18 protein-coding genes are annotated in these 21,784 nt (G+C 53.4%); all 18 read right to left on the reverse strand.

Translation table 11 applies throughout. The annotated features are described in order from the left end of the window. Position 1: 1 nt before the first annotated feature. Entirely contained in the window at positions 2-442 is a 441-nt protein-coding gene (locus RY075_RS13505) for a DcrB-related protein (RefSeq protein WP_032658895.1), read from the reverse strand. A 208-nt stretch (positions 443-650) separates the two neighbouring features. After that, positions 651-1,157 (reverse strand): hypothetical protein, encoded by a 507-nt coding sequence (locus RY075_RS13510; RefSeq protein ID WP_223831766.1) that lies wholly within the window; start codon positions 1,155-1,157, stop codon positions 651-653. Between the two features lies 1 nt (position 1,158). Next, positions 1,159-3,741, reverse strand: coding sequence for a type VI secretion system tip protein VgrG (locus RY075_RS13515; RefSeq protein WP_109948709.1), 2,583 nt, complete (start codon positions 3,739-3,741; stop codon positions 1,159-1,161). A gap of 159 nt (positions 3,742-3,900) precedes the next feature. Further along, the gene (gene tri1, locus RY075_RS13520; RefSeq protein ID WP_338627795.1) at positions 3,901-5,001 is read right to left on the reverse strand and encodes an ADP-ribosylarginine hydrolase Tri1; all 1,101 of its coding nucleotides are present in this window, start codon (positions 4,999-5,001) and stop codon (positions 3,901-3,903) included. A gap of 38 nt (positions 5,002-5,039) precedes the next feature. After that, positions 5,040-5,411 carry an immunity protein Tsi6 family protein gene (locus tag RY075_RS13525; RefSeq protein ID WP_223237591.1) on the reverse strand — a complete coding sequence of 124 codons (372 nt, stop codon included), beginning with the start codon at positions 5,409-5,411 and terminating at the stop codon, positions 5,040-5,042. 89 nt (positions 5,412-5,500) lie between these two features. After that, complete coding sequence (gene tri1 / locus RY075_RS13530) at positions 5,501-6,571, reverse strand: ADP-ribosylarginine hydrolase Tri1 (RefSeq protein WP_045332114.1); 1,071 nt, start codon at positions 6,569-6,571, stop codon at positions 5,501-5,503. A 209-nt stretch (positions 6,572-6,780) separates the two neighbouring features. Next, positions 6,781-6,864 carry a hypothetical protein gene (locus RY075_RS13535; protein WP_230687821.1) on the reverse strand — a complete coding sequence of 28 codons (84 nt, stop codon included), beginning with the start codon at positions 6,862-6,864 and terminating at the stop codon, positions 6,781-6,783. A 482-nt stretch (positions 6,865-7,346) separates the two neighbouring features. Beyond that, positions 7,347-8,420 (reverse strand): hypothetical protein, encoded by a 1,074-nt coding sequence (locus tag RY075_RS13540; RefSeq protein WP_023314297.1) that lies wholly within the window; start codon positions 8,418-8,420, stop codon positions 7,347-7,349. A gap of 14 nt (positions 8,421-8,434) precedes the next feature. Next, a complete protein-coding gene (locus tag RY075_RS13545; RefSeq protein WP_045332117.1) occupies positions 8,435-8,881 on the reverse strand; it encodes a hypothetical protein in 447 nt (148 codons plus the stop codon). 24 nt (positions 8,882-8,905) lie between these two features. After that, entirely contained in the window at positions 8,906-9,976 is a 1,071-nt protein-coding gene (locus tag RY075_RS13550) for a PAAR domain-containing protein (RefSeq protein WP_023324835.1), read from the reverse strand. Between the two features lie 21 nt (positions 9,977-9,997). Continuing rightward, positions 9,998-11,956, reverse strand: a complete 1,959-nt coding sequence (tssI, locus tag RY075_RS13555) for a type VI secretion system tip protein TssI/VgrG (RefSeq protein WP_058659577.1) — start codon at positions 11,954-11,956, stop codon at positions 9,998-10,000. Positions 11,957-12,039: 83 nt separating this feature from the next. Beyond that, a complete protein-coding gene (locus tag RY075_RS13560; RefSeq protein ID WP_226882826.1) occupies positions 12,040-12,456 on the reverse strand; it encodes a hypothetical protein in 417 nt (138 codons plus the stop codon). A 52-nt stretch (positions 12,457-12,508) separates the two neighbouring features. Continuing rightward, entirely contained in the window at positions 12,509-13,255 is a 747-nt protein-coding gene (locus tag RY075_RS13565) for an ankyrin repeat domain-containing protein (RefSeq protein ID WP_045332151.1), read from the reverse strand. An 11-nt stretch (positions 13,256-13,266) separates the two neighbouring features. Next, positions 13,267-14,733 carry a hypothetical protein gene (locus RY075_RS13570; RefSeq protein ID WP_003859977.1) on the reverse strand — a complete coding sequence of 489 codons (1,467 nt, stop codon included), beginning with the start codon at positions 14,731-14,733 and terminating at the stop codon, positions 13,267-13,269. Between the two features lie 25 nt (positions 14,734-14,758). Continuing rightward, the gene (locus RY075_RS13575; protein WP_022651404.1) at positions 14,759-16,192 is read right to left on the reverse strand and encodes a serine/threonine-protein kinase; all 1,434 of its coding nucleotides are present in this window, start codon (positions 16,190-16,192) and stop codon (positions 14,759-14,761) included. Between the two features lie 24 nt (positions 16,193-16,216). Beyond that, a complete protein-coding gene (tssH, locus tag RY075_RS13580) occupies positions 16,217-18,832 on the reverse strand; it encodes a type VI secretion system ATPase TssH (protein ID WP_048208544.1) in 2,616 nt (871 codons plus the stop codon). A 38-nt stretch (positions 18,833-18,870) separates the two neighbouring features. Continuing rightward, entirely contained in the window at positions 18,871-19,914 is a 1,044-nt protein-coding gene (gene tssG, locus RY075_RS13585; RefSeq protein WP_058659576.1) for a type VI secretion system baseplate subunit TssG, read from the reverse strand. Beyond that, complete coding sequence (gene tssF / locus RY075_RS13590) at positions 19,911-21,782, reverse strand: type VI secretion system baseplate subunit TssF (RefSeq protein WP_032628408.1); 1,872 nt, start codon at positions 21,780-21,782, stop codon at positions 19,911-19,913. Before tssF ends, tssG begins: the two co-directional genes overlap by 4 nt. Between the last annotated feature and the right edge of the window lie 2 nt (positions 21,783-21,784).

A 21,784-nucleotide genomic window follows, 5' to 3' on the forward strand; every position in this document is an offset into this window, starting at 1 on the left:
CTTACACATTCCGGTTGTCGTTTAGCGTCAGACTCTGCTTCAGTGCGCTCCAGCGCGCCTCGTCCTCTTCCGTAAAAGCTTTTAAGGCCGAGAGGGTAAAAATCATCAGTACCGGTTTGCCCGGCGTCTGCACGGCCAGCTGTTTTTGCCACAGGCGCTGGCCGTTACGGTCAAAGGTGGTCTCAACTTCCAGTCCGCTAATGTTTCCGTCTGGCCCGGCTTTTACGTGCTGAAATTCGCTCTGTGCAATTTCCCCCATCTGAGGACGCAGCACGTCCCACTGGCGGTGAAACTCTTGTTCGTAGTCGCTGTCATCGGGGATAACGCCGCGGCTGACCACCACGGACAGCCCGCTTTCGTCATCGCGAATGATGTTCATGCTGTTGTCCTGCCAGGCGGCAGGAAAAAGGGTAAAGGAACCTTCCTGGAGGGTGTATTTCATAAGTGAACTCGGGATGATTTATTAGAAAAATAAAATTAAAAGCGCTAAAATTTATACCGCCAATATTAATTACTGCTTAGCGACTCAGAGAAATATGATCATTAGAACGTTAGCACTTTCTTTTTTTTCGCAAAAACTTTAGGGGCAGCGATATTATTGGCCGTTTGATAATTATCTTCTTTCACAGCCCGTAAAATTGCCTCGCAACTTATTGTTCGTAGCGTGACATAACTACCCTGCCCAGGCATTCCTGATTCAGAACTGGAAAGCTAAATGCCCATGCCAGCCCGCGTTCATCGGTAGGGGTGCGATATCCAACTGATTGTCCCGGCGTGTTTCCGCGAGGGATATTAGACAATTTTAGATCCGGAAAATGAGATTTGACTTGATCAAGAGTAATACATGGTTGATTAACTACGAAAGAAACCAAAGATACGCTGTTATCACCATTTCCCCATAAACGAACATCCACATTACTGATCCGTGTGCCATCAGTTAACGTAAAGGGAGCTGAAGTATAACGGTCTTCTTTCTCCTGTGTATTATTAATCAGCGGTTGGTTAAACAGTTTACTGACATCCTCAACTTGTTTACCCCACACTGATTTCATTTCTTTAATCATTTGCCACAACGAATCTTGATTCATTTTATTATGCCCTGCATAGGTAAATATTGAAAATAGTGGAAGAACAATGAGGAATGTAGCTTTAATCATCCTACTTTCCATAGAATCCTCCATAGTAATCATTATAATTTAGATTAGTCCCTGAGGCTATTTCGCCTTTACCATACACTTTTCCTATTGCTTTGGCTGCATCAATGCGAGATAACTCACCACTTACCATTTTATCATAGGCAGAATTATATGCTTTTAGGTTTTCGGCACTTCCCGCTATATCAATATCAATACCGCCGTTTGCAAGGATCTCGCGTTGTATTTTAATGTTATTCAGCGTTGCTCCACCTTCATCCATAAGCTGGCTGTTGATGAAGCTTTCCTTACTCGAAGAATCTACCGCAACAGGATAAGTTGCATGCCCTGCCTCATGTGCCAGAGTTTGCACCGTTGTGGCTGTATCTTCCATGTGTTCAGGGTCCATGACAATCAATTTGTTATTCGTATCAGCGTAACTCCCCCCTCCTGCTGCTCCCGGCTGAATAGCCCACCCTTTATCTTTTAGATCTTTTAATTGTGTCTGAAGCGTTGGTGACTTATTGATTTCCTTAACTACATCTTCACTGAAGGGCATCACATCAGAGTTGTAGGAATTATTTTGATAGACGTAACTCCCTTTTAATGGTGGCGCTGATGCAAATTTTGTTGTTGGTTTTGGTCTGGTTGCTGCTGGCGCTGAAGCTGCGGGAGCCGGATTCTTAGCACTTTTATTCGGAGAAAACTTCTCCTGCACCGCCGCATCAATATCCCCTTTATGCCCCGATCCCGGCGCCGTTGTGCCCGGCTTGGTGCCCGACGTATTCAGATGCAGCTTACCGCCTGTGGTGATATACCCATCCCCTTCCACAAAGAAGTTAAACTCTTTGCCGATCAGGTTAATTTTGCCGTTAGCGTTAAGCTCAATAGCACTCTCGCCCGAGACCAGCCGCAGCTTCGTCCCGGAAGCAATGACGTACTGCTCTACCGCCGCATCCAGCTTGCCTTTACCCGTCAGGATCTCGGTTCCGCCTTTCACGGCCTGGATCTGATTAGCCTCCACGCGATGCAGCTCATTTTTCTTCACGTAATGGCTGCGCGCGCCGCCAACGGTGTGCGTTTCATCATTTTTAACGCTGGTGTCCATGTTGCGCTCGGCCTGGATCCACACCTGCTCTGCGCCCGCCTTGTCCTCAAAGCGCAGGGCGTTGGCGTTGTCCACGGAACCGTCCTTGGTGCGGCTCATAAAGCCCATCTGCGTCGCGGCAGCAGGCAGCGCCCACGGCGGCATGCTGGCTTCGTTATACACGCGACCAGTGATAATCGGACGGTCCGGGTCGCCGTTGATAAAGTCCACCACCACCTCATCGCCGACGCGCGGGATCTGCACCCCGCCGTAGCCCTGGCCCGCCCAGGCGCTCGACACGCGCACCCAGCAGGAGCTGGTGTCATCGCCCTTCGCCAGACGGTCCCAGTGGAACTTCACCTTCACGCGGCCGTATTTGTCCGTCCAGATACTTTCACCCTGCGGTCCCACGACTTTCGCCGTTTGCGGGCCGTAGGTGCGCGGCCACGCCGTGCTCTGCGCCGGACGGTACGACACCGACGCCGGGATAACGGTGAAATCGGTGCGGTGAATGGTTTCCCCCTCGCCGCTCGCGTAGCGGTTCTCCTCGAAGTGGTAGCCCGCCGCCGTCACCAGATACTCGCCGTTGTCGCTGAAGAACGGCGCGTTGGTCAGGGTGAAGATGTGGCCCGGCGCAATGCCCGCCGCCGTGGCGGTGGCCTGAATCTGCTGATGCTCAACCTGCCAGCGCTCCTGACGGATGCGGGCGTAGAATTCCGCATGGCCCGTCTCCACAAAGCGCCCCGGCCAGTCGTACACGTCGATACTGCCCGGTTTCGGGGACGCCGGGTTCTGCTGGGCCTGGAACAGCCACGCGTTCGGCTTGCGGAAGTCATAGTCGTCGAGGCTGTAAATCCCCGGCGTCACGCTGTCCTCCAGCGCCCACTGGCTGATGCCCTCTTCATCCGTACTGCCGCCGGACGGCGTCTGATGGTAAGGAATGACCTCATAGCCGCTGAACGGCTGGTGCTGGGTGGCGGCGTCGGTGAGCACCAGGGTGTGTTTGTCGGCCTCGTGGCTGAAGTAGTACGCAATCCCCTCCAGCTCCATCAGGCGGCTGATGAAGTCCAGGCTCGATTCCTGATACTGCACGCAGTAGTCCCACACCCGGTAGCTGCCGGTGAGTTTGTCTTCGAGGTTAACCTGATGCTCACCCAGCAGGGTTTTGACAATCTGCGGTACCGTCTGGCCCTGGAAGATACGCAGGTTGCGGTCGCGCTTCATCGGCCACAGGTCCGGCTCCACCGTCAGCTGGTACACCGCATAGCGGGTGCCCGTCAGCTCAACGGCGCTCACCGCCACGCGCGTCACCTTGCCGTTGATAAAGCGGGGAGTAAGCAGGCTCTGCGTGGGGATGGTCACTGTGACCGGCTGACCGAGCAGCCTGCTGCGGTCAATGCGCGCGTCCTTACCAAGCAGGGTCAGCGTCAGCGCGAACGACTCGGACATCGCCTCGCGGCCGGAGAGTTTCCAGAAAAGCAGCCCCTCGGCCGGGAGCTGGACGGTAATTCGGTTGAGCATAATCTTTATTCCACTATGGACGAATCTCAGTGCCAGAAGTTAACTCATCTCAGTATGCAAAGCGGAAACGCCGTTGATGTGATAATGAGTAGCTGTAAGATTGACTTCGCTTGCCACAAAATAAAACTACTTTTCCTGTAGTTTCATTGAGATAAACAGTTATAAGAAAGTGTCTTCGGGGGCTCTATCGAACAATTCACCAGCCATTTTGGCGATACGTTCATGTTGTACAAGATTGTTTTTCCACTCCTGCGGAATACCGGAATAACCATATAATGCTCCAGCTATTTGTCCCGCCGTCGCCGCAACGCTGTCAGCATCATCGGCAAGGTTGGCTGCCAGCAGAATGGCATCACGGAAATTATCCGTATTCCATACGGACCACATCGCGGCTTCAAGCGTATCGATAACATAACCACTTGAACGAATCTGATCGCGAGTTTTTTGCTTATATTCACCCGCGTTGATAATCATTACGCGTGGCTGAAGCGGCATAACGTGCGGAGAAAAAACAAAATCTTTATTGCTACCGTTAATCATATGCACAAGCAAATAACTTAAATACTGCGTGCTATTGATTGCTTCCGCGGCACCGTGTGTTGCGATACATTGTTTTTTAGCTTCATAAAACGCTTTGCTTAATGACTTTCTAAAAAAAATAGAGACAGGGGCTTGTCTGATAATGGAAGCATTACCCGCAGTTACTGGAGCAGTATTGCCGCTCCATCCTGGGCCAATTGTTAAATATTGCTCTAAAGCAAATCGCGTTGTATTACCTATATCAAAACAGACGCCATTTGAACTGTTATAACCATGCTGATACCATTCCAGAAGCTTATTCCTGAAACCTATAGTATCAGCATCGCCTTTCTCAAGAAGCGTTTCCGCAAGACATAATGCCATGGATGTATCATCCGTCCATTCGCCTGCACGAAGTTGAAATGGCCCACCTCCTGTCATATCTTTGACGTATGCTCTGTCACGAGGCAAAAATTCGAGCGTCGTACCTACAGCATCTCCAACAGCAAGACCAATAAGCGTACCTACCGCACGATCCCGTGATTGCGCTAGTGAGATATTACATGGTGGTGGTAAATCCCATTGTTTTTGTACATCACTATTTGAGGATGACTCTAATGGCTTATTATCATACGTATACTGCATCCTTCGCTGGACTGAAGGTCTGCTAATGGGTAAGTATTTACGATATCTATCAACATATGTTAACAAGGCATTTAAATCAGCATGTAAGTCAATCACCTTTCACCCATAATAAAAAATATTATTCATATGAAATACTAAAATTCATCAGGGAATTTCTTCATGAGGTTTTGTTTCTTTTTATTATAGTTGGTATCGACCTCATGCGGCAGCCTAACCTTTAACCCTCGGCGGATTTGATCCACAATAAACCAGGCATCTGACAACCTTTCAAAAAACAACTCATCAGAATGATCAAACTCCTTCCCTGCATACATACCGAACGTCATATCCCATAATTTCGCTCTATCCTTTTCCTTGCCTTCGATTAAATCCCGTAGAAATAATAATTGTTGTACAATAGAGTCGTACATTTGCAAAAGCGGGGATTGGGGATCACGATTCTTGACGTCTGCATATCTTTTCTGTGCTAAAGTTAATGCTCTATCAACGTAACCAAACATTGTCATTTCATTCATTGCAGTAGATTCAGTTAACTAAAAATTCCATACCTGATCGCAAGTCATCATATGCCCTCGCTTACCCTTGGTAATTCTAACTATAAAAAATTATCCTCAGGTGCTCTATCGAATAGTTTACCCGCCATTGTGGCAATACGTTCGTGTTGTACGAGTTTATCTTTCCAGTCCTGCGGGATAGCGGAATAACCATACAACGCCCCCGCTATTTGTCCCGCCGTCGCCGCAACGCTGTCAGCATCATCGGCAAGGTTGGCTGCCAGCAGAATGGCATCACGGAAATTATCCGTATTCCATACGGACCACATCGCAGCCTCAAGCGTATCGATAACATAACCACTTGAACGAATCTGGTCGCGAGTTTTTTGCTTATACTCACCCGCGTTTATGATCATTACACGCGCGCACAGTGGGAAAACATGAGGCGAAAAAGCTCCTTCTTTTTGATAACCGTTGATTAAATAGTGCAATACCAATCCGAGAAATTGGCATGCGTTAATTGATTCTACCGCGCCATGCGTTGCTCGACTCTGAGCCTGTGATTCGAAGTAAATCGCACGCAGTGATTTTCGACGAAAGATAGATACCGGTGCTTGACGAATAACCCCAGCATTACCAGCAGTGTGTTTCTCTGTATTACCATACCAGGAAGGTCCGACACGCATATACTGTTCAAGCGCGAACCGCGTCGTATTGCCGATATCGAAGCACCGACCATTACTGCTATTCTCTCCGTCAAGATACCATTTCAGGAGATATTTTCTAAGCACATCGGTGTGCATTCTGTTTTCTGAAAGATAAGTCTCTGCCAGACATAATGCCATGGACGTATCATCTGTCCATTCACCAGGTTTTAATTGAAAAGGTCCCCCACCAATCATATCTGCTACATGTTCACTGTCTCTTTTCTTAAACTCAAGAGTGGTGCCGACGGCGTCCCCAACAGCCAATCCCACAAACGCCCCAAGCGCTTTATCACGTGAAACATCTTCAGTCGTGACTAAAGGTAATGTTACATCCCATGGGAGAGATGAATTCGACGCATCTATACTATTGCTTCTTAATCCATTACGGACATCAATTGGCATATAACATTGATAACGATCGGCATAATGATTGATTACTGAGTCTTTACTGTGAAGATCTTGCATCACACACCCTTTAAATAGAGCAACAGGGGGGGTCATATGACAGACCATTATTCATCTTTTCTCTTACCAAAAAATCTTTGATTAATTTGAAGAAGGGAGATTGTAATCAAAGACTGCGCATCACTTGCGATATCTTTTTTGCCTTTTTAAGTATTCTACGCCTTGCTCATGAGGAAGAATAATCTTAAATCCTTGTCCCATTTGCGAAGCTATATACCTAGCATTGGACAATGCTGAGAAATTTCGTCATCAGTAGTATCAAACTCTTTGGACGCACGCACTCCGAGATTCAATGTGTGTAATTTACTTTTATATTTTTCAACACCAATAAGAATAGATTTAATATAATCTTACTGATTCTTCTCCATAACATATAAAGAAATGTAGGATATTGCTCTAATCGACTATTAATTGCATCAATAGCATCATTGATATAATCCAGCGCGGTATAATTTTCTTTATTCATGATCCAACTTAAATATATCCTTTTCACTTGAAAGAATCTTTGAAAGCGTGCTCTGGCGTAACCACTGCCGCCGTGGTGGTGTGAATTTTCTGATGCCCGACTTACTTGCCTGCGCTCCTGACGGATATCGGCATAGCAATGCCTCCAGCGCCATCAGACGGCTGATGAAGTCCAGGCTCGATTCCTGATAGTGACGGTTTATGGTGGAGATGATATTGACAGGGCAGGGAAACCGACAAAGTCACCGATCATCTAAAAAAAGAAAAGCTACGCGTACGCATGAATTTGTCCTGAATATCGAGTCAAAGATTAGACATTTTCTATATGGAATGTTGACAGGATGATTTCGAGGCAGCGTTTATTCGCCTCGAAGTGGTAATCATGATAGTTACGGTGTCTGCCAATCAGTTCTGCATAGCACCAGACTTTGCCCACGCTAAAAATATAGCACTGGTAAACAGCGCGCATTTCTTCCTCTGCGCTGAACATTTCCCCCCGGCATGTCCACAGTGTTTTTCCGAGGGATGGATTAAACTCATTTGGAATAGTAGCAAGTGCTTCAGTCTTAAGCGTAACGGCAGGTTCTCGATCGTGAAACCGTTTAATCGAAACGCTAAAAACATCCTGCGCGGTAAACAACATCTCCTGCGAAAAAAAGCAAAGATTAATGACACCGTAGTTAATGCCATCAAACGAGTGCTCGACCACCAGGCGCGTTTCTGTAAGGGGATTCACCTGCCAGGATTCCGGTACTTTAAATCCACTGCTGTTTTTAGCACTGAGGTTCACGGTCTTAAGCAGTTCAGCCAGAACCAAGTTACTACGATGCAGTAAATCCCAGTTCACTACAGTAAAGTAAATATCATTCGCCAGCGCAGGGTAGTCGCGAGCGGCACAGGCCGCTTTAATCAGGAAATAATTTCCGCCTCCTTCTTGCGGATTGTAATCTTTCTGTACGGTATAACGTGAAATGACCTCGTCGCCGGACGAGTGCGTTTTGAGAGTTAGCACATCTGCAAAAAGGCCACTACCGGAAGGATGCGCAATCAAGCGCTGATTCAACACTTTTTCGCCCATCAGTTCCAGTTTATTAAACAGCCAATCAGAGGGATTCATCTCCCACTGACAGCGTTCATAAGCGGCCCAAACTTCCATATAGGGTTGCGCATCATCGGTGGCATAGCGACCCAAGTTAGTCAAGCCGACCTCAGGAAGGTGCTGCGGGGTCAGTTCAGCTGGCTTAACACGATTTGGCAAAATCACCCAGTACTGAAGCATTTTTTTATCAGCAGAGGTATACAGGCATTTCCAGTAGTTCGCCTTAATCTCTTCATTGCTTGCGGTTGAGACGATGGGAAAAGCATAATTATTACCAGTGTTCATAAAACCTCTTCAACTCAGACAGTGCTGCCAAACCAGATACCATAGAACATTAAGATACAGCCTAACGAGGCTAGACACTTTACTACCAGGCGTAATTTTGCCCCATACTTACCAGATAGTGATAATAATTTTGAATAGTTTGCTGCAGTGTTATAGCGCTTGTGGAATCGCATAATAATATCGAAAATATTATTCAACATCACGACAAAAAACTTCGACAGAAGCACTGCCATAAAGGAAGCTGGTATTATTACTGATAATGACCGTGCAGTTTCTCTGGTAAGCAACGGGATGAACTTAGAAAAGCCAACCAAAACAATGACCAATACAAATGCACCAATCAGTACTGAAATGAATTTTATTCCAAAGCCACGCCATTCTTCTTTTGTATACAGATCTTTTCCATTCCAGATATAGATCAAAGTGATTAAAATAAAAATCGTTAAGCCAGCCCATTTCATTATTTCATTGTCCTCTCACATCCCTTAATCGCCTATCAAAACAGTAACACACCCGGTAATAATTGTCCCATCCCCGCTTTCTGTCAGAACAGAGGTGACGGCTGGCTCATCCTCTTCGCCATACAAATAGTCAAAGAAATCCAGTATAGGCTTAAATGCCACTTTCAGACTTGCATCACCCTTAAGCCCTACAAGCCCTGCAGCCCCACCAGTCACCCTGACGTTAACGGAATAATCTTTAGTGTCCCAGAAAGCGCTTCCACCTCCCGCGAGACCAGCAGACCCAAAGCTACCGTCAATTTTTGCTTCTCCGGAAACGATGCCCAGAATATCAAGGTTACCCGAAACTTCGCCTTTCACTCCTTTCGCTTCCGCACCGGCGTCAGCAGTCAAACCATACTTCCCATCATTGCCGGTATAAACTTCTAATACGGCTTTAGCTTCTGCTGTACCAATAGTTACATCCCCTGATACTCCACCATACAACGTTCCTTCTTTACCCGCAGCAACCGAACCACCGTATTGTTCACCTGTCGCAGCGGCATTCGCATTCAAGCCATAAATATCGTTGCCGCCACCATACAGAGACCCCGTCGCATTGGCGACGGCGAGTTTATTACGCATTTCTGCCCGTAGCAGATCCTTACTTTTCATATTCCCAATTGTAATATCTGCCAACGCAAAACCAGCTGAAGCGGTATCAAAATCACCGTTGAGGTTTTTATCTTCGAGGCTGGCGTACGCACCCAGAACACGAGCATCAAAATGTTCGCCGTGCATCATCCCATCTTCGCCGGCATTTTTCGCCAGCGTGCCCCCCCAATATTGAGGTGCTGCTGCTTTCGGTATGGCAGGTGCCGGTGAGCCGCTAACATCACACTTCGTCTTGTCTCCTTGACGTGCAAGTGGCATACCGTTAACGAAGACAGTACCGGAGCCCCCCACAATAATACCGCTGCCGTGCGTCGAGCAGGATAACGTATCACCCTTTCGAGCGGCGGGAAAACCACCGATGATGACGTCCGGGCTTCCGGACTGTATTGGCCCCGAATGTGCGCTGACATCTATGGTCGCTCTGGCGGCAGGCTGTCCCATGTTCAAAAATCCTTCTACATATTAGCTGTTAATTTTAACAACAGCGCCTTTAATATCTGTCAGGTTTGTACCATTGAGATGAAGAGTATCATTAGCTTTCATCTCGGCATTTATTCCGCCGCCTAACTTCGTCAACTCCGTCCCTTTGAAGGATGCCACAGTAATACTCTCAGCCTTGAGTGTCCCTTCGGAAACGATAATTTCAATTGTCGATGGCGTGATAAGAATGTAGTTATCATTCACCTTTAACTTAATCGAGGTTGTCGCTTCCAGCAGAGCATTTCCCTCTTTATCCATAGTCAATACGGTTTGGTTTTTACCTACATTGAATTTGTGCTGATTACCCGTGTTGCTGGTTGAATTCGCCCCCACGTTCACGTCCCGGTTACGCTTAACCGTTACGTGCTCATCCCGGCCGATAATTTTTTTACGGTCTACCCCTACGTCATGTGTCTCGCAGTTCTCAATCTCGGTGTCCATGTTTTTTTCAGCATGAATCCAGATCTGCTCTTGCCCAGCCTTATCCTCGAATCGTAGGGCATTGGCATTATCTTTGTGGCCATCCTTACTGCGGCTCATAAAACCCATCTGCGTCGCCGCAGCCGGCAGTGCCCACGGCGGCATGCTCGCGTCGTTATACACGCGACCGGTGATAATCGGACGGTCCGGGTCGCCGTTGATAAAGTCCACCACCACCTCATCGCCGACGCGCGGGATTTGCACCCCGCCGTAGCCCTGGCCCGCCCAGGCGCTCGACACGCGCACCCAGCAGGAGCTGGTGTCATCGCCCTTCGCCAGGCGGTCCCAGTGGAACTTCACCTTCACGCGGCCATATTTGTCCGTCCAGATACTCTCCCCCTGCGGCCCCACCACTTTCGCCGTCTGCGGGCCGTAGGTGCGCGGCCACGCCGTGCTCTGCGCCGGACGGTAGGACACCGACGCCGGAATGACGCTGAAATCGGTGCGGTGAATGGTCTCCCCCTCACCGCTCGCGTAGCGGTTCTCCTCGAAATGGTAGCCCGCCGCCGTCACCAGATACTCGCCGTTATCGCTGAAGAACGGCGCGTTGGTGAGGGTAAAAATGTGGCCCGGCGCAATGCCCGCAGCGGTAGCCGTCGCCTGAATCTGCTGATGCTCCACCTGCCAGCGCTCCTGACGGATGCGGGCGTAGAATTCCGCATGGCCCGTCTCCACAAAGCGCCCCGGCCAGTCGTACACGTCGATGCTGCCCGGTTTCGGTGACGCCGGGTTCTGCTGGGCCTGGAACAGCCACGCGTTCGGCTTGCGGAAGTCATAGTCGTCGAGGCTGTAAATCCCCGGCGTCACGCTGTCCTCCAGCGCCCACTGGCTGATGCCCTCTTCGTCCGTACTGCCGCCGGACGGCGTCTGGTGGTAAGGAATGACCTCATAGCCGCTGAAAGGCTGGTGCTGGGGGGCGGCGTCGGTGAGCACCAGTGTGTGTTTGTCGGCCTCGTGGCTGAAGTAGTACGCAATTCCCTCCAGCTCCATCAGGCGGCTGATGAAGTCCAGGCTCGACTCCTGATACTGCACGCAGTAGTCCCACACCCGGTAGCTGCCGGTGAGTTTGTCCTCGAGGTTAACCTGATGCTCACCCAGCAGGGTTTTGACAATCTGCGGCACCGTCTGGCCCTGGAAGATACGCAGGTTGCGGTCGCGCTTCATTGGCCACAGGTCCGGCTCCACCGTCAGCTGGTACACCGCGTAGCGGGTGCCCGTCAGCTCAACGGCGCTCACCGCCACGCGCGTCACCTTGCCGTTGATAAAGCGGGGAGTAAGCAGGCTCTGCGTGGGGATGGTCACCGTGACCGGCTGACCGAGCAGCCTGCTGCGGTCAATGCGCGCATCCGTGCCGAGCAGGGTCAGCGTCAGCGCGAACGACTCGGACATCGCCTCGCGGCCGGAGAGTTTCCAGAAAAGCAGCCCCTCAACCGGGAGCTGAACGGTAATTCGGTTGAGCATAATCTTTATTCCGTAATGGTTTATGCTGAGAATATTTTTAACGCAAGGCTTTTTAAACGTGAATGTTCTGGTTATTGGCCGTCTTACTCTTTAACCGGGGGCCTTTCCCCTTCATATTTATAAATCCACAGGGAATAGATTTTCAGAAACTCTGACAAAATGAATAAAAATCCATTTAGCCAGACATTCATCACGCCCGTGAAACTTAACACCAGGGGAAAAAGGGAAACTGAGTAGCGAAACCCAACCAGACGCAGTATTTCCTGGTAGAGTGCCAGTCTGCTCGCGTATAAATTCCGGGCGAAGAAGCACCATGCTGAGGCAATAAAAGAGAGCAACAACAAAAAATCGAGAATAAAGAAAAGAATAACCAGAGCGCTATACCCACCAGCAGACAGCGCGTTCACAACCGTACTGAAGGCGTGTATATCGGAAATAAAAGGGATCTTGTCATGCCGCATGGACTGGGCACAATATAAGACAACGGCCAGGGCATCCATGCATCCCCAGAAAACGAAAACCTTATCTCTGGCGTTCATGACAGTTGAGCAATCACTTAACCGGCGCGGGTGGCCATTCGCCCCCCTTCTGGATGAGCTTCTCTTTTATTTCGTTTAATTTCTCGTATTGCTCACTGCCTCGCTCAAGTCCATTAAGCGCGTCCGCGAGCGCATTGCTCATCGACCAGCCATTTTTGGCCTTAATTGACGGATCCGCTCCACGATCGAGCAGCAACAAGACATGATCGTAAGCCTGGTTATCCAGCGCATCAAACACCAGCGTTTTACCCAGTGAGTTGGTTGAGTTGACGTCAGCACCGCGATTGAGCATGGCTTCCAGCGTCTCTGTATTTTTCGCTTTAAGCGACTGGAAGACGATCGGTTCGTGGAAAACCTTATCTTTCACGTTGGGTGAGAGGCCACCGTCCAGCATCGCGTCGATCCAGTCCGCACTGTCTCCCTTTAGGGCAAATTCGGCAGGACTGCTTTTTCCCTGCGGTCGAGGCTGGAGCGGATCTGCGCCAGCCTTAACAAGCAACGTAATCACCTTTAAATGGGGCGATGTCTTTTTATCATTAATCGCGTTGCCGATGGCCCAAAAAAGCAGGGTCATATCCTGCTTTCCCGGTTTATTAAGATCGCTGTCTGGTGCAAGCGTCTTCACCGCGTCGACATCGCCTTCTTCAATCGCTTTCGCCAGTTCAAGCTGCTGACCGCTGAAGTAGTCCTGTGGATTAAGGTCCATATCCTGCTTACACCCCTGAATCATGAATAAAAAACATAACGCGACAAAAGCCATCAACCCTTTTTTCACAATCGACTCCCGATTATCGAAATATCCTCATCCTTCTGTTGCTCTATGCAATCAATCGCCTGATTAATCCCGTGGCGGTCCAGCGCACTTCCGGTTCCACCGGGAAGGTCATGGGGTATTCCGGCAGCATTAGGGCTCAGCGCAGAGATTTCCTCTTTGAGGATCCACGAAGGGACATGCCCTTTCATCGTTTTCAGATCTTCCCAGGGGTTAACTTCCTGAATCTTCGTCAGCAGTTCACCTTCAACCCGATACGCCTGGATATTATCCGTACTGCCTAATATCTTACCGCCGTATTTTTCTACGGTTCCGGCATTGAGGCCGGCGGCGTTAAACGTCCACCCCGCTTTCCCGCTGCCCATAGAGGTTGCAGAGGCGAGACCACCGCCAAGGGAATGACCGGCAATATCAATATTCTGGCCTGACCTTGCCAGCTCCTTACCGATACTCACGGCCTTTTTATAATAATCTGAAGCCATACCCATGCCCTGTGAGAAGTTATTCGACCAGTCAGCCCCGTTTACCACCGGCGCCAGTTCCCCTTTGGTCAGTAGAGAGGAGACATTCTCAGACAGAGAGGCGAAGCCAGGCTCGCGCGATCCCCTGAATACCAGCGTGGGGTTCATATCTGCACCAAACACTTCCGGCTTCGGTTGATAGACGCGCGCCAGAAAATTGGGGGACGTATCATCGTCAAAGAGCATGGATTTGTTCAGCCCGAACTTTCCTAACAGCGCATCGTCATTACTGATATCCGTCCATCCCTCCGGCACGCCCGGTGTGGTTTCCAGCGGGTTCACGGTCTTATAAATATTTTCCGCAAGCTTCGCTTTTTCCACCGCGATATTATTCGCCGCCAGACGTTTCGCGGCGATCTGGGCATCCGGATAAAGGCTATTGCTCCCCTTCGCGATCAGATCTTTACGCGCCTGCCAGCGTTCTGCTTTGGTCATCTTCTGAAGCTGCCCGGCATAGGTTTTACCGTCCTTGCCCGGAGTAGGTTCATCCGGCACCTGTGCCGTTTTAGATTTCACCACCTGTTTTGGCAGTACCGTTGGCGCAGGGCGAGATCCGTACGTTCTCACCATAGTTTCGTAGCGGTCAACAATTGTACTCACCGGATACCAGCCCAGGCCGACCAGCGAGGCAGCCTGGAGTTGCCCTTTGGCGTTGATATAAAAAATTTCCGTTACTGATGACCAGTCACGAAAACTTTCGTCAATGGCAACCACTCTGCCCATCTCTAAATCCTGCGCGATCAGCGTACGGGTATCGCGCCCGGACTGATAAGGATTCGCACCGGTGATCGTGCGCAGCAGATCGTAGCGCGTGAAGAGTGAGCGCAGCGAATGGTCGGGAACCGACATAATCCACTGTCCGGCAACGGACGGGCGGATTATTTTCGCAAACAGCGCTGGCGAGACGTTCTCGTGGAACAGATAGACAAACTTGATGTTATACATTCGCTCCGTCCTGTTACCCGCAGGCTTACGGATTCACCAGCCAGGTGCCTGGCTTCGCAATATCCAGCGTCTGGGTACGCGTTCTTCCATTGCCTTCCAGTTCAATGCGGGTCTCGCCCGCAGGCAATTTCAGCGATGCGTAACCGTTATTCCCCGGACGCAGCGCTTTAGACTCGCCGTTCACCTTCAGCGTCTCGCCATCAAGCATGCGGATGTAGACCAGCGCGACCGGGCTGGCGTCGACAGGCGGCGCACTCTGCTGCGCCGTAGCAGGTGGCGCTACCGGCTCGCTCACGTCTGCCGTTGCCGGTCTGGTTTCCGATTGGGATGAGGTCTCAGCCGGAGGGCTCACGGCAGGGGTTTGCGCCGTCTGCTCTGGCGTTTCCTGACTGCCGCCGCCGAACAGCATCGCACCGGCAACCACCCCAACCAGCACGCCCGCGGCCACCAGCCCCGGAAGCTTGTAACGTCGCCAGTCCAGCGCGGAAGCAGATGCCTCCTCTTCCACCGGCACCAGCATCGTGCCGGTCTTCTTCGCAGTCAGCACCTCGTCGATACCGGCGACGGGCATCTCGATCAGCGCCGCAAACTCCTCAATGGATTGCGGACGGTCTTCCATATGCAGCGCCAGCGCCTTGTCGATGGCCTGAAGCAGCGGAATGGAATAACCCTGCGGCATCAGCTCCACCAGTGGTTTGCAGGTGTCCTGAATCGAACGCACCACGCTGACCGGCGGCGGAGAGCCGACGATGAGGGTGCGCAATACGGCGCCGAGCGCGTAGATATCCGTCCACGGCCCCTGCTCGCTTTCATTGTCGTCGGTATACTGCTCGATAGGCGCGAAGCCCGGACGCAGCATGGTTTCCGTCTCATCCGAGAGATTACCGATGGTGCGGCGTGCCGATCCGAAATCGAGCAGCACCGGCAGGCCGTTATCCTGAATCTGAATGTTATCCAGCGAGATGTCGCGGTGTAGATAACCCTCGTCGTGGATCGTTTTGATGGCGCCGAAGAGCATTGGCAGCATGCGGCGGATCCACGCCTCGTTAATCAGCTCCGGTTTCTCTTCGCGCAGACGCGACAGCGTGGTACCGCTGTAAAACAGCGTCCCCATATAGGCCGTGTCGTTTTGCACCCAGAAACGCAGTACGTGCAGCAGGTTCGGGTGGTTAAAGCGCGCCAGCAGGCGGGCTTCCTGGATGAAGCTGTTCAGACCGGCAGAAAACGCTTTGCCGAAGCGCTCGCTGCGCAGCACCAGCGTCATATCCTCGCCGCGCACGGCGAGGGAGGAAGGCATAAATTCTTTGATAGCGATAGTGCGTTCGAGCTGGTGATCCCAGGCGCGATAGACGATGCCGAATCCGCCGCCGCCAATCACCTCTTTTATCTCAAACTCATTGAAACGGTACCCGACCGGGAGCGCGTTTGGGACAGTCCGATTGTTATCATTATCCGTCATCTTTTACAGTTCTCTTGATGATTATTACGCGGCAAACTGACAGTGGAACTCGCCCTGCTCGCAGGTGACATGCAGACGTCGGTACTGCTGGTCGCTGCGGCTGGCGGTAAGTAAAATCTGGCTCATCTGAGGCAGCAACGTATTGGTCAGAATCGCATCCACCATACGCCCGCCCGACTCAACCTCGGTACAGCGCTGAACAATCTGTTCGACCACGCTGTCGTCAAATTCAGAAATAATGTTGTGATTCTCTTCCAGACGACGCTGAATGCGCCTGAGCTGAAGACGCACAATCTGCCCCAGCATCTCGTCGCTGAGCGGGTAGTACGGCACCACCAGCAGACGGCCCAGCAGCGCCGGTGGGAACACCTCCAGCAGCGGCTGGCGCAGCGCGCCGCTTAAGGCCTCAGGCTCCGGCATGAGGTCCGGATCGGCGCACATGGCGCTAATCAGCTCGGTGCCGACGTTGGAGGTCAGAATAATAATGGTGTTGCGGAAATCAATATGGCGCCCCTCGCCGTCTTCCATCCAGCCTTTGTCGAAGACCTGGAAGAAGATCTCGTGGACGTCCGGGTGCGCTTTCTCAATTTCGTCCAGCAGCACGACGCTGTATGGACGGCGGCGGACGGCCTCGGTTAATACCCCGCCTTCACCATACCCTACGTACCCCGGAGGCGCACCTTTTAAGGTGGAGACGGTGTGCGCTTCCTGGAACTCGCTCATGTTGATGGTGATGACGTTCTGCTCGCCGCCGTACAGGGATTCGGCGAGCGCCAGCGCGGTTTCGGTTTTACCGACGCCGGACGGACCGCACAGCATAAAGACGCCCACCGGCTTGTTCGGATCATCAAGCTTCGCCCGCGAGGTTTTCACGCGGCGGGCAATCAGATCCAGACCGTGACGCTGGCCAATAACACGCTGGTTCAGCGTGTCGGCAAGGTTCAGAACCGCGTCGATCTCGTTTTTCACCATCCGGCCCAGCGGGATCCCGGTCCAGTCAGAGACCACCGCGGCAACCACGTTTTCATCCACCGCGGCAAACAGCAGCGGTTCGTCACCCTGTAAGATCTTAAGCGCCTGCTGCTGTTCTGCCAGCTGGCCGCGCAGTTCAGCCGTATCCTCATCTCCCGCCGCAAACAGCGCGGCACGCAGACGGATAATCTCCTGCACCCGCGTGCGCTCTTCTTCCCAGCGACGGGCCAGAGCTTCGCGTTGGGTTTCGAATGCGTCACGTTCGGCGGTTAAGGTCGCCACACGCGCCGGATCGCCCGCCCCCACGCGCGCTTCGCGTTCAGCAATCTCCAGCTCCACGTCCAGGGCCGCCAGGTGACGCAGACAGTCTTCCAGCTGAGCAGGCGGCGCGCTCTGGCTGACGGCCACGCGCGCGCAGGCGGTATCCAGCAGCGCCACCGCTTTATCCGGTAGCTGACGCGCAGGGATATAGCGATGCGACAGTTTCACCGCCGCGCTGACCGCTTCGTCGAGGAGTAAAACCTGATGATGGGTTTCCAGCGGCGACACGGTGCTACGCAGCATCAGTACGGCTTTCGCTTCATCCGGCTCGTGAACCTGCACCGTCTGGAAGCGGCGGGTCAGCGCAGGATCTTTCTCAATGTATTTTTTGTATTCCGCCCAGGTGGTCGCGCCGATGGTGCGCAGTTGCCCGCGCGCCAGGGCTGGCTTGAGCAGGTTAGCGGCATCGCCGGTGCCCTGCTGTCCGCCTGCGCCAATCAGGGTGTGGATCTCATCGATAAACAGAATAATTGGCGTGGCGCTGGACTGCACCTCGTTAATCAGCGCCTGGAGGCGCGCCTCAAATTCCCCTTTCATGCCCGCTCCGGCCTGAAGCATGCCGATATCCAGCAGCCACAGCTGAACGTTTTGCAGCGGCTCCGGCACGTCGCCGTCGGCGATACGCAGCGCCAGCCCTTCCACCACTGCGGTTTTCCCGACGCCGGCTTCCCCGGTCAGCAAGGGGTTGTTCTGGCGACGACGCATCAGGATATCGACCATCTGGCGGATCTCTTCATCGCGCCCCACCACCGGGTCAATCTTGCCTTCCCGGGCGCGCGCCGTCAGATCCTGACCATACTGCGCCAGCGTGCCCTGCGCAGCCGGTACTGCCCCGGCAGGCGCGTCCGCAGCGGCGGCGGCCTGCTGGCTCTCTTTGCTGCTGGCGCAAATGGCGTCGAACTGCTCGACCAGCACCTCAACGTTAAGACGGGTGAACTGCGCCGAAATACTTTTCAGCACGTTAGCCAGATTCCACGTTTTCAATATGCCGATCAGCAAATGGCCGCCGCGGATGCGGCTGACGCCAAATTTCAGCGAGCCGTAGACCCAGGCGCGCTCGACGGCGCTGTCGATATGCTCGGAAAGATCAGACACGGAACTCGCGCCACGCGGCAGGGCATCCAGCGCCGCCACGATATCGCGCGTCAGCTGCTGTTCATCAAGGGCGAAGTGACGGATGACCTGTTGCAGATCGCCATCCTGCTGCTGCATCAGCTGATGCAGCCAGTGCACCAGCTCAACGTACGGGTTGCCGCGCAGCTTACAGAAGGCAGTCGCGCTTTCCAGAGAGGTAAATAACAGCGTATCCAGTTTGCCGAAAAGCACGGCACGGCTAATTTCTGACATGTTAGTTTCCATTAACAATGATTCGGTATACGGAAGGATTATCGCTCTGCGCGATACACCAGATCGCCACGCGGAACAGGCTGAGGCTGAAGGCCGAGCCAGGTGTTGTACCCTAATCGCCCGGCGCTACCGAGCGTGGCGCCCTGCACCGCATCGGCGCGCAGGATCACCCGTGTTTCCCATTCAAATTCCACCCCGGCGTACTGTCGCACCCAGTCGCGCAGCTCGGTGACCCATCCTTCGCCCGGCAGAAAACGGTTGTAGTCGTCTGCGCTCAACGGGCCAATCTCGAGCCGGAATTTATGCTGCACGTCGCGTACCGCAATGCCGAGAAAAGCGGACTCTCCCATGCGCGGCAGGCGACGCCCCTCACCCAGCTGTGCCTGCTCCCGCGTTGAGAGCGGCATCCACTGCGGGACGTTGGCCACCAGCCTGACCGGCACGTTGAAATAGTTGCGCAGGATTTTCTCCAGCCCTTCCGGGTCCCGCCCGTGGCGGGTCAGGTGCCCGGCGTGAGTAAAGCGGGCATGCGCGCTCAGGCTGCCTTTCGACATCTGGGCAGGCTGCCCCATGCCAATCAGCGATGCCAGATACCCTTCGAAGCGCCTGTTGTCGTCGCGATCCAGTGAAACGGCAGGCTGCGCGTCCGCCCAGGCGCGGTAGAACAGCAGCGTCAGGCGGTGGTGAAAGAGGTCGGCAAACGCGCTGAGGCTGTGATCCTGATGATGATGAATACGCTCGCGGGCATACTCAGTCATGTGCACCGGCAGTGGGCCGTTAGGACCAAACAGGCCGAAGCTCAGAATGGAAACCTCATGCAGTCCGTTCTCTTCCCGCTGCCGGACCTCAGCAACCGTTGACGGCGCAAAGCCCATTGAAGGCTTCTGACCAATACGCAGCGGCTCAAATTTAGGCAGCGGTGCGCGCCCCAGCGGGTAACGCTCGCCGCCCTGGGCATCAATGCGTCTTAACAGCTGGAACAGATCGTAGCGCCACGGCGTCTCGCGCACTCCGCGCCAGAACGCATCGGGCAGCGGCGTCAGGCGATGCACGCGCAGCGTTGCAGGGGCAACTTCACTCATACCAGCGCCCTTTTACCCATACGCGGCGCCCAGTAGCCGATTTCGCCGCGCTGCTGGCTCTTGAGCGTGAACTCCGTAAAGCTGTTGATGGAGACCAGGCGGGCAAAAAGGCGCTCCAGCACGCTGCCGAAAAGCCACGGGCTGGCGCCGGAAAAGGCACGTTCGTCCACCGTCAGGGTGATGCCGATCCCGCGGGCGAACACCACCGGGCCGGGTTCCGGCACGCGGCGGTGCACCGGCTCCAGCACGCAGTGACGAACGCCATCCACCTGACGGGCAACCGGCGTCTCGGCGAGGTTGGCGTACAGCCCTAACAGCTGACGCAGCGCGGCAGCGCCCTCTTCGTTTTCGCTGTCCATCAGGCTAAGGTAGTTCATTTGCAGCTGGCTGATGAGCCGCCAGGTGCTGAACCCTTCGGCCAGTGCCGGACGCGGCGGCGTCGGGCCTTTACGCAGGGTTAACGCCTTCACCGGCATGGAGTCGGCCATAATAAACTGCCCAAGCTCCTGCTGGAGCATCAGCGGCAGGTCACGGCTGGTGCACAGCACCTCGGCGGAGATATAGCGCAGGTTTTCCTGCCACGGCGCGTGCTGCGCATCCACCAGCGAGACGAAGACCTCCGAGCCGATATAGCCCGTGCGGGTGCCATAGCGCAGCGCGTGTTCGGAGAGAACGCGCTGCTCACGGCGCAGGGAAAAATAGGCGCCGTAGTTGCCCGCGTCTCCGCTCCAGGTACTCCAGAACGGACGAAACGTCTGGTCGTCCCGCTGACCATCCGCGCTGGCATAGATTTTTTTCACGGCATAAATTTCATAATCCAGCGGGCGGATGTTATCCACCACCAGGTGGTATTCATGCTGGCTTTCGCTCAGCTTCTGCCGGGCCGCCACTTTCGGGAACAGGTTGATCACCGGCGTGCAGTGCAGCGCCAGGTGGCTGGCATCCACCACGCGCTCCAGCTGATCGTCGCTCTTGTCGAGCAGAATGAAGATATCAAACGCTTTTTCGTCTTCGCAGCGCTGGATCAACTTGCCCAGCCCGCTCAGGCTGATGAAACGAAAACGCGCCGGGAACGCGAAGTACTCCTGCAACAGGCGATAGCCGTCAAAGTTACGCAGATCGTCCGGGAGCAGGGCCTGGTCCGCATCAAAGCCTTCCTGACGCAGGGCGTCAGACGACAGCAGCTGGCGCTGGGGCTGCTTGCTGACCGTCTGGCAGACGATGCCCGCGTGGTGCTCCATCACCAGCTCCAGCAGCTTCAGCGCCTCGATGTCCGGGCCGCTTAAGAAGAACTCCAGGCGGTCAAAATCCAGGTGCCCGAGATGCTGCGGGCCATCGCAGGCAATGCGGACCCGTAAGGCGCTGCTGATCCCCCGCTGACTCAGGCCGAGCTGGGCCAGCGGCAGATCGGCGGGAACGCCGCCCAGCTCGATCCGCTCAATTTTTAAAGGCAGCAGGTTCACCTCGTGCGCCGTGGTATAGCTGCACGTAACGCCGGTTTTTTTCAGCGCCAGGCTGTCCATCATGGTACCGCGCGGCACAATAAAGCCTTTGCTCAGGTCGCCCCGGCTGCTGTCGGGCTGAATTTCAGCGATCGCCATCGACGGCGTAGGCGCCAGATAATTTGGCGCAATCATCTCCAGCATACGCTGTGAAAAGCGCGGGAATTCGGCGTCCATTTTCATCTGCACGCGGGAGGTCAGGAAAGCGAAACCTTCCATCAGGCGCTCAATGTACGGGTCCGCCACTTCGATGCCGCGCATGCCGAGCCGCCCCGCCACTTTCGGGTAGCGTTCGGCAAACTCCGCGCCCATCTCGCGCAGATAGGCCAGTTCACGGTTGTAATATTCGAGCAGTTTGCTTTCCATCA

Origin of the sequence: Enterobacter sp. JJBC (genome assembly GCF_036936505.1) — a bacterium.
In the GTDB taxonomy this organism is placed as follows: domain Bacteria; phylum Pseudomonadota; class Gammaproteobacteria; order Enterobacterales; family Enterobacteriaceae; genus Enterobacter; species Enterobacter hormaechei_C.

Excerpts from the sequence above, each read along its gene's own strand:
- RY075_RS13505 (WP_032658895.1), bottom strand. The coding sequence starts at position 442 with ATGAAATACACCCTCCAGGAAGGTTCCTTTACCCTTTTTCCTGCCGCC.
- RY075_RS13510 (WP_223831766.1), bottom strand. The coding sequence starts at position 1,157 with ATGATTAAAGCTACATTCCTCATTGTTCTTCCACTATTTTCAATATTT.
- RY075_RS13515 (WP_109948709.1), bottom strand. The coding sequence starts at position 3,741 with ATGCTCAACCGAATTACCGTCCAGCTCCCGGCCGAGGGGCTGCTTTTC.
- RY075_RS13525 (WP_223237591.1), bottom strand. The coding sequence starts at position 5,411 with ATGACAATGTTTGGTTACGTTGATAGAGCATTAACTTTAGCACAGAAA.
- tri1 (WP_045332114.1), bottom strand. The coding sequence starts at position 6,571 with ATGCAAGATCTTCACAGTAAAGACTCAGTAATCAATCATTATGCCGAT.
- RY075_RS13540 (WP_023314297.1), bottom strand. The coding sequence starts at position 8,420 with ATGAACACTGGTAATAATTATGCTTTTCCCATCGTCTCAACCGCAAGC.
- RY075_RS13545 (WP_045332117.1), bottom strand. The coding sequence starts at position 8,881 with ATGAAATGGGCTGGCTTAACGATTTTTATTTTAATCACTTTGATCTAT.
- RY075_RS13550 (WP_023324835.1), bottom strand. The coding sequence starts at position 9,976 with ATGGGACAGCCTGCCGCCAGAGCGACCATAGATGTCAGCGCACATTCG.
- tssI (WP_058659577.1), bottom strand. The coding sequence starts at position 11,956 with ATGCTCAACCGAATTACCGTTCAGCTCCCGGTTGAGGGGCTGCTTTTC.
- RY075_RS13560 (WP_226882826.1), bottom strand. The coding sequence starts at position 12,456 with ATGGATGCCCTGGCCGTTGTCTTATATTGTGCCCAGTCCATGCGGCAT.
- RY075_RS13565 (WP_045332151.1), bottom strand. The coding sequence starts at position 13,255 with ATGGCTTTTGTCGCGTTATGTTTTTTATTCATGATTCAGGGGTGTAAG.
- RY075_RS13570 (WP_003859977.1), bottom strand. The coding sequence starts at position 14,733 with ATGTATAACATCAAGTTTGTCTATCTGTTCCACGAGAACGTCTCGCCA.
- RY075_RS13575 (WP_022651404.1), bottom strand. The coding sequence starts at position 16,192 with ATGACGGATAATGATAACAATCGGACTGTCCCAAACGCGCTCCCGGTC.
- tssH (WP_048208544.1), bottom strand. The coding sequence starts at position 18,832 with ATGTCAGAAATTAGCCGTGCCGTGCTTTTCGGCAAACTGGATACGCTG.
- tssG (WP_058659576.1), bottom strand. The coding sequence starts at position 19,914 with ATGAGTGAAGTTGCCCCTGCAACGCTGCGCGTGCATCGCCTGACGCCG.
- tssF (WP_032628408.1), bottom strand. The coding sequence starts at position 21,782 with ATGGAAAGCAAACTGCTCGAATATTACAACCGTGAACTGGCCTATCTG.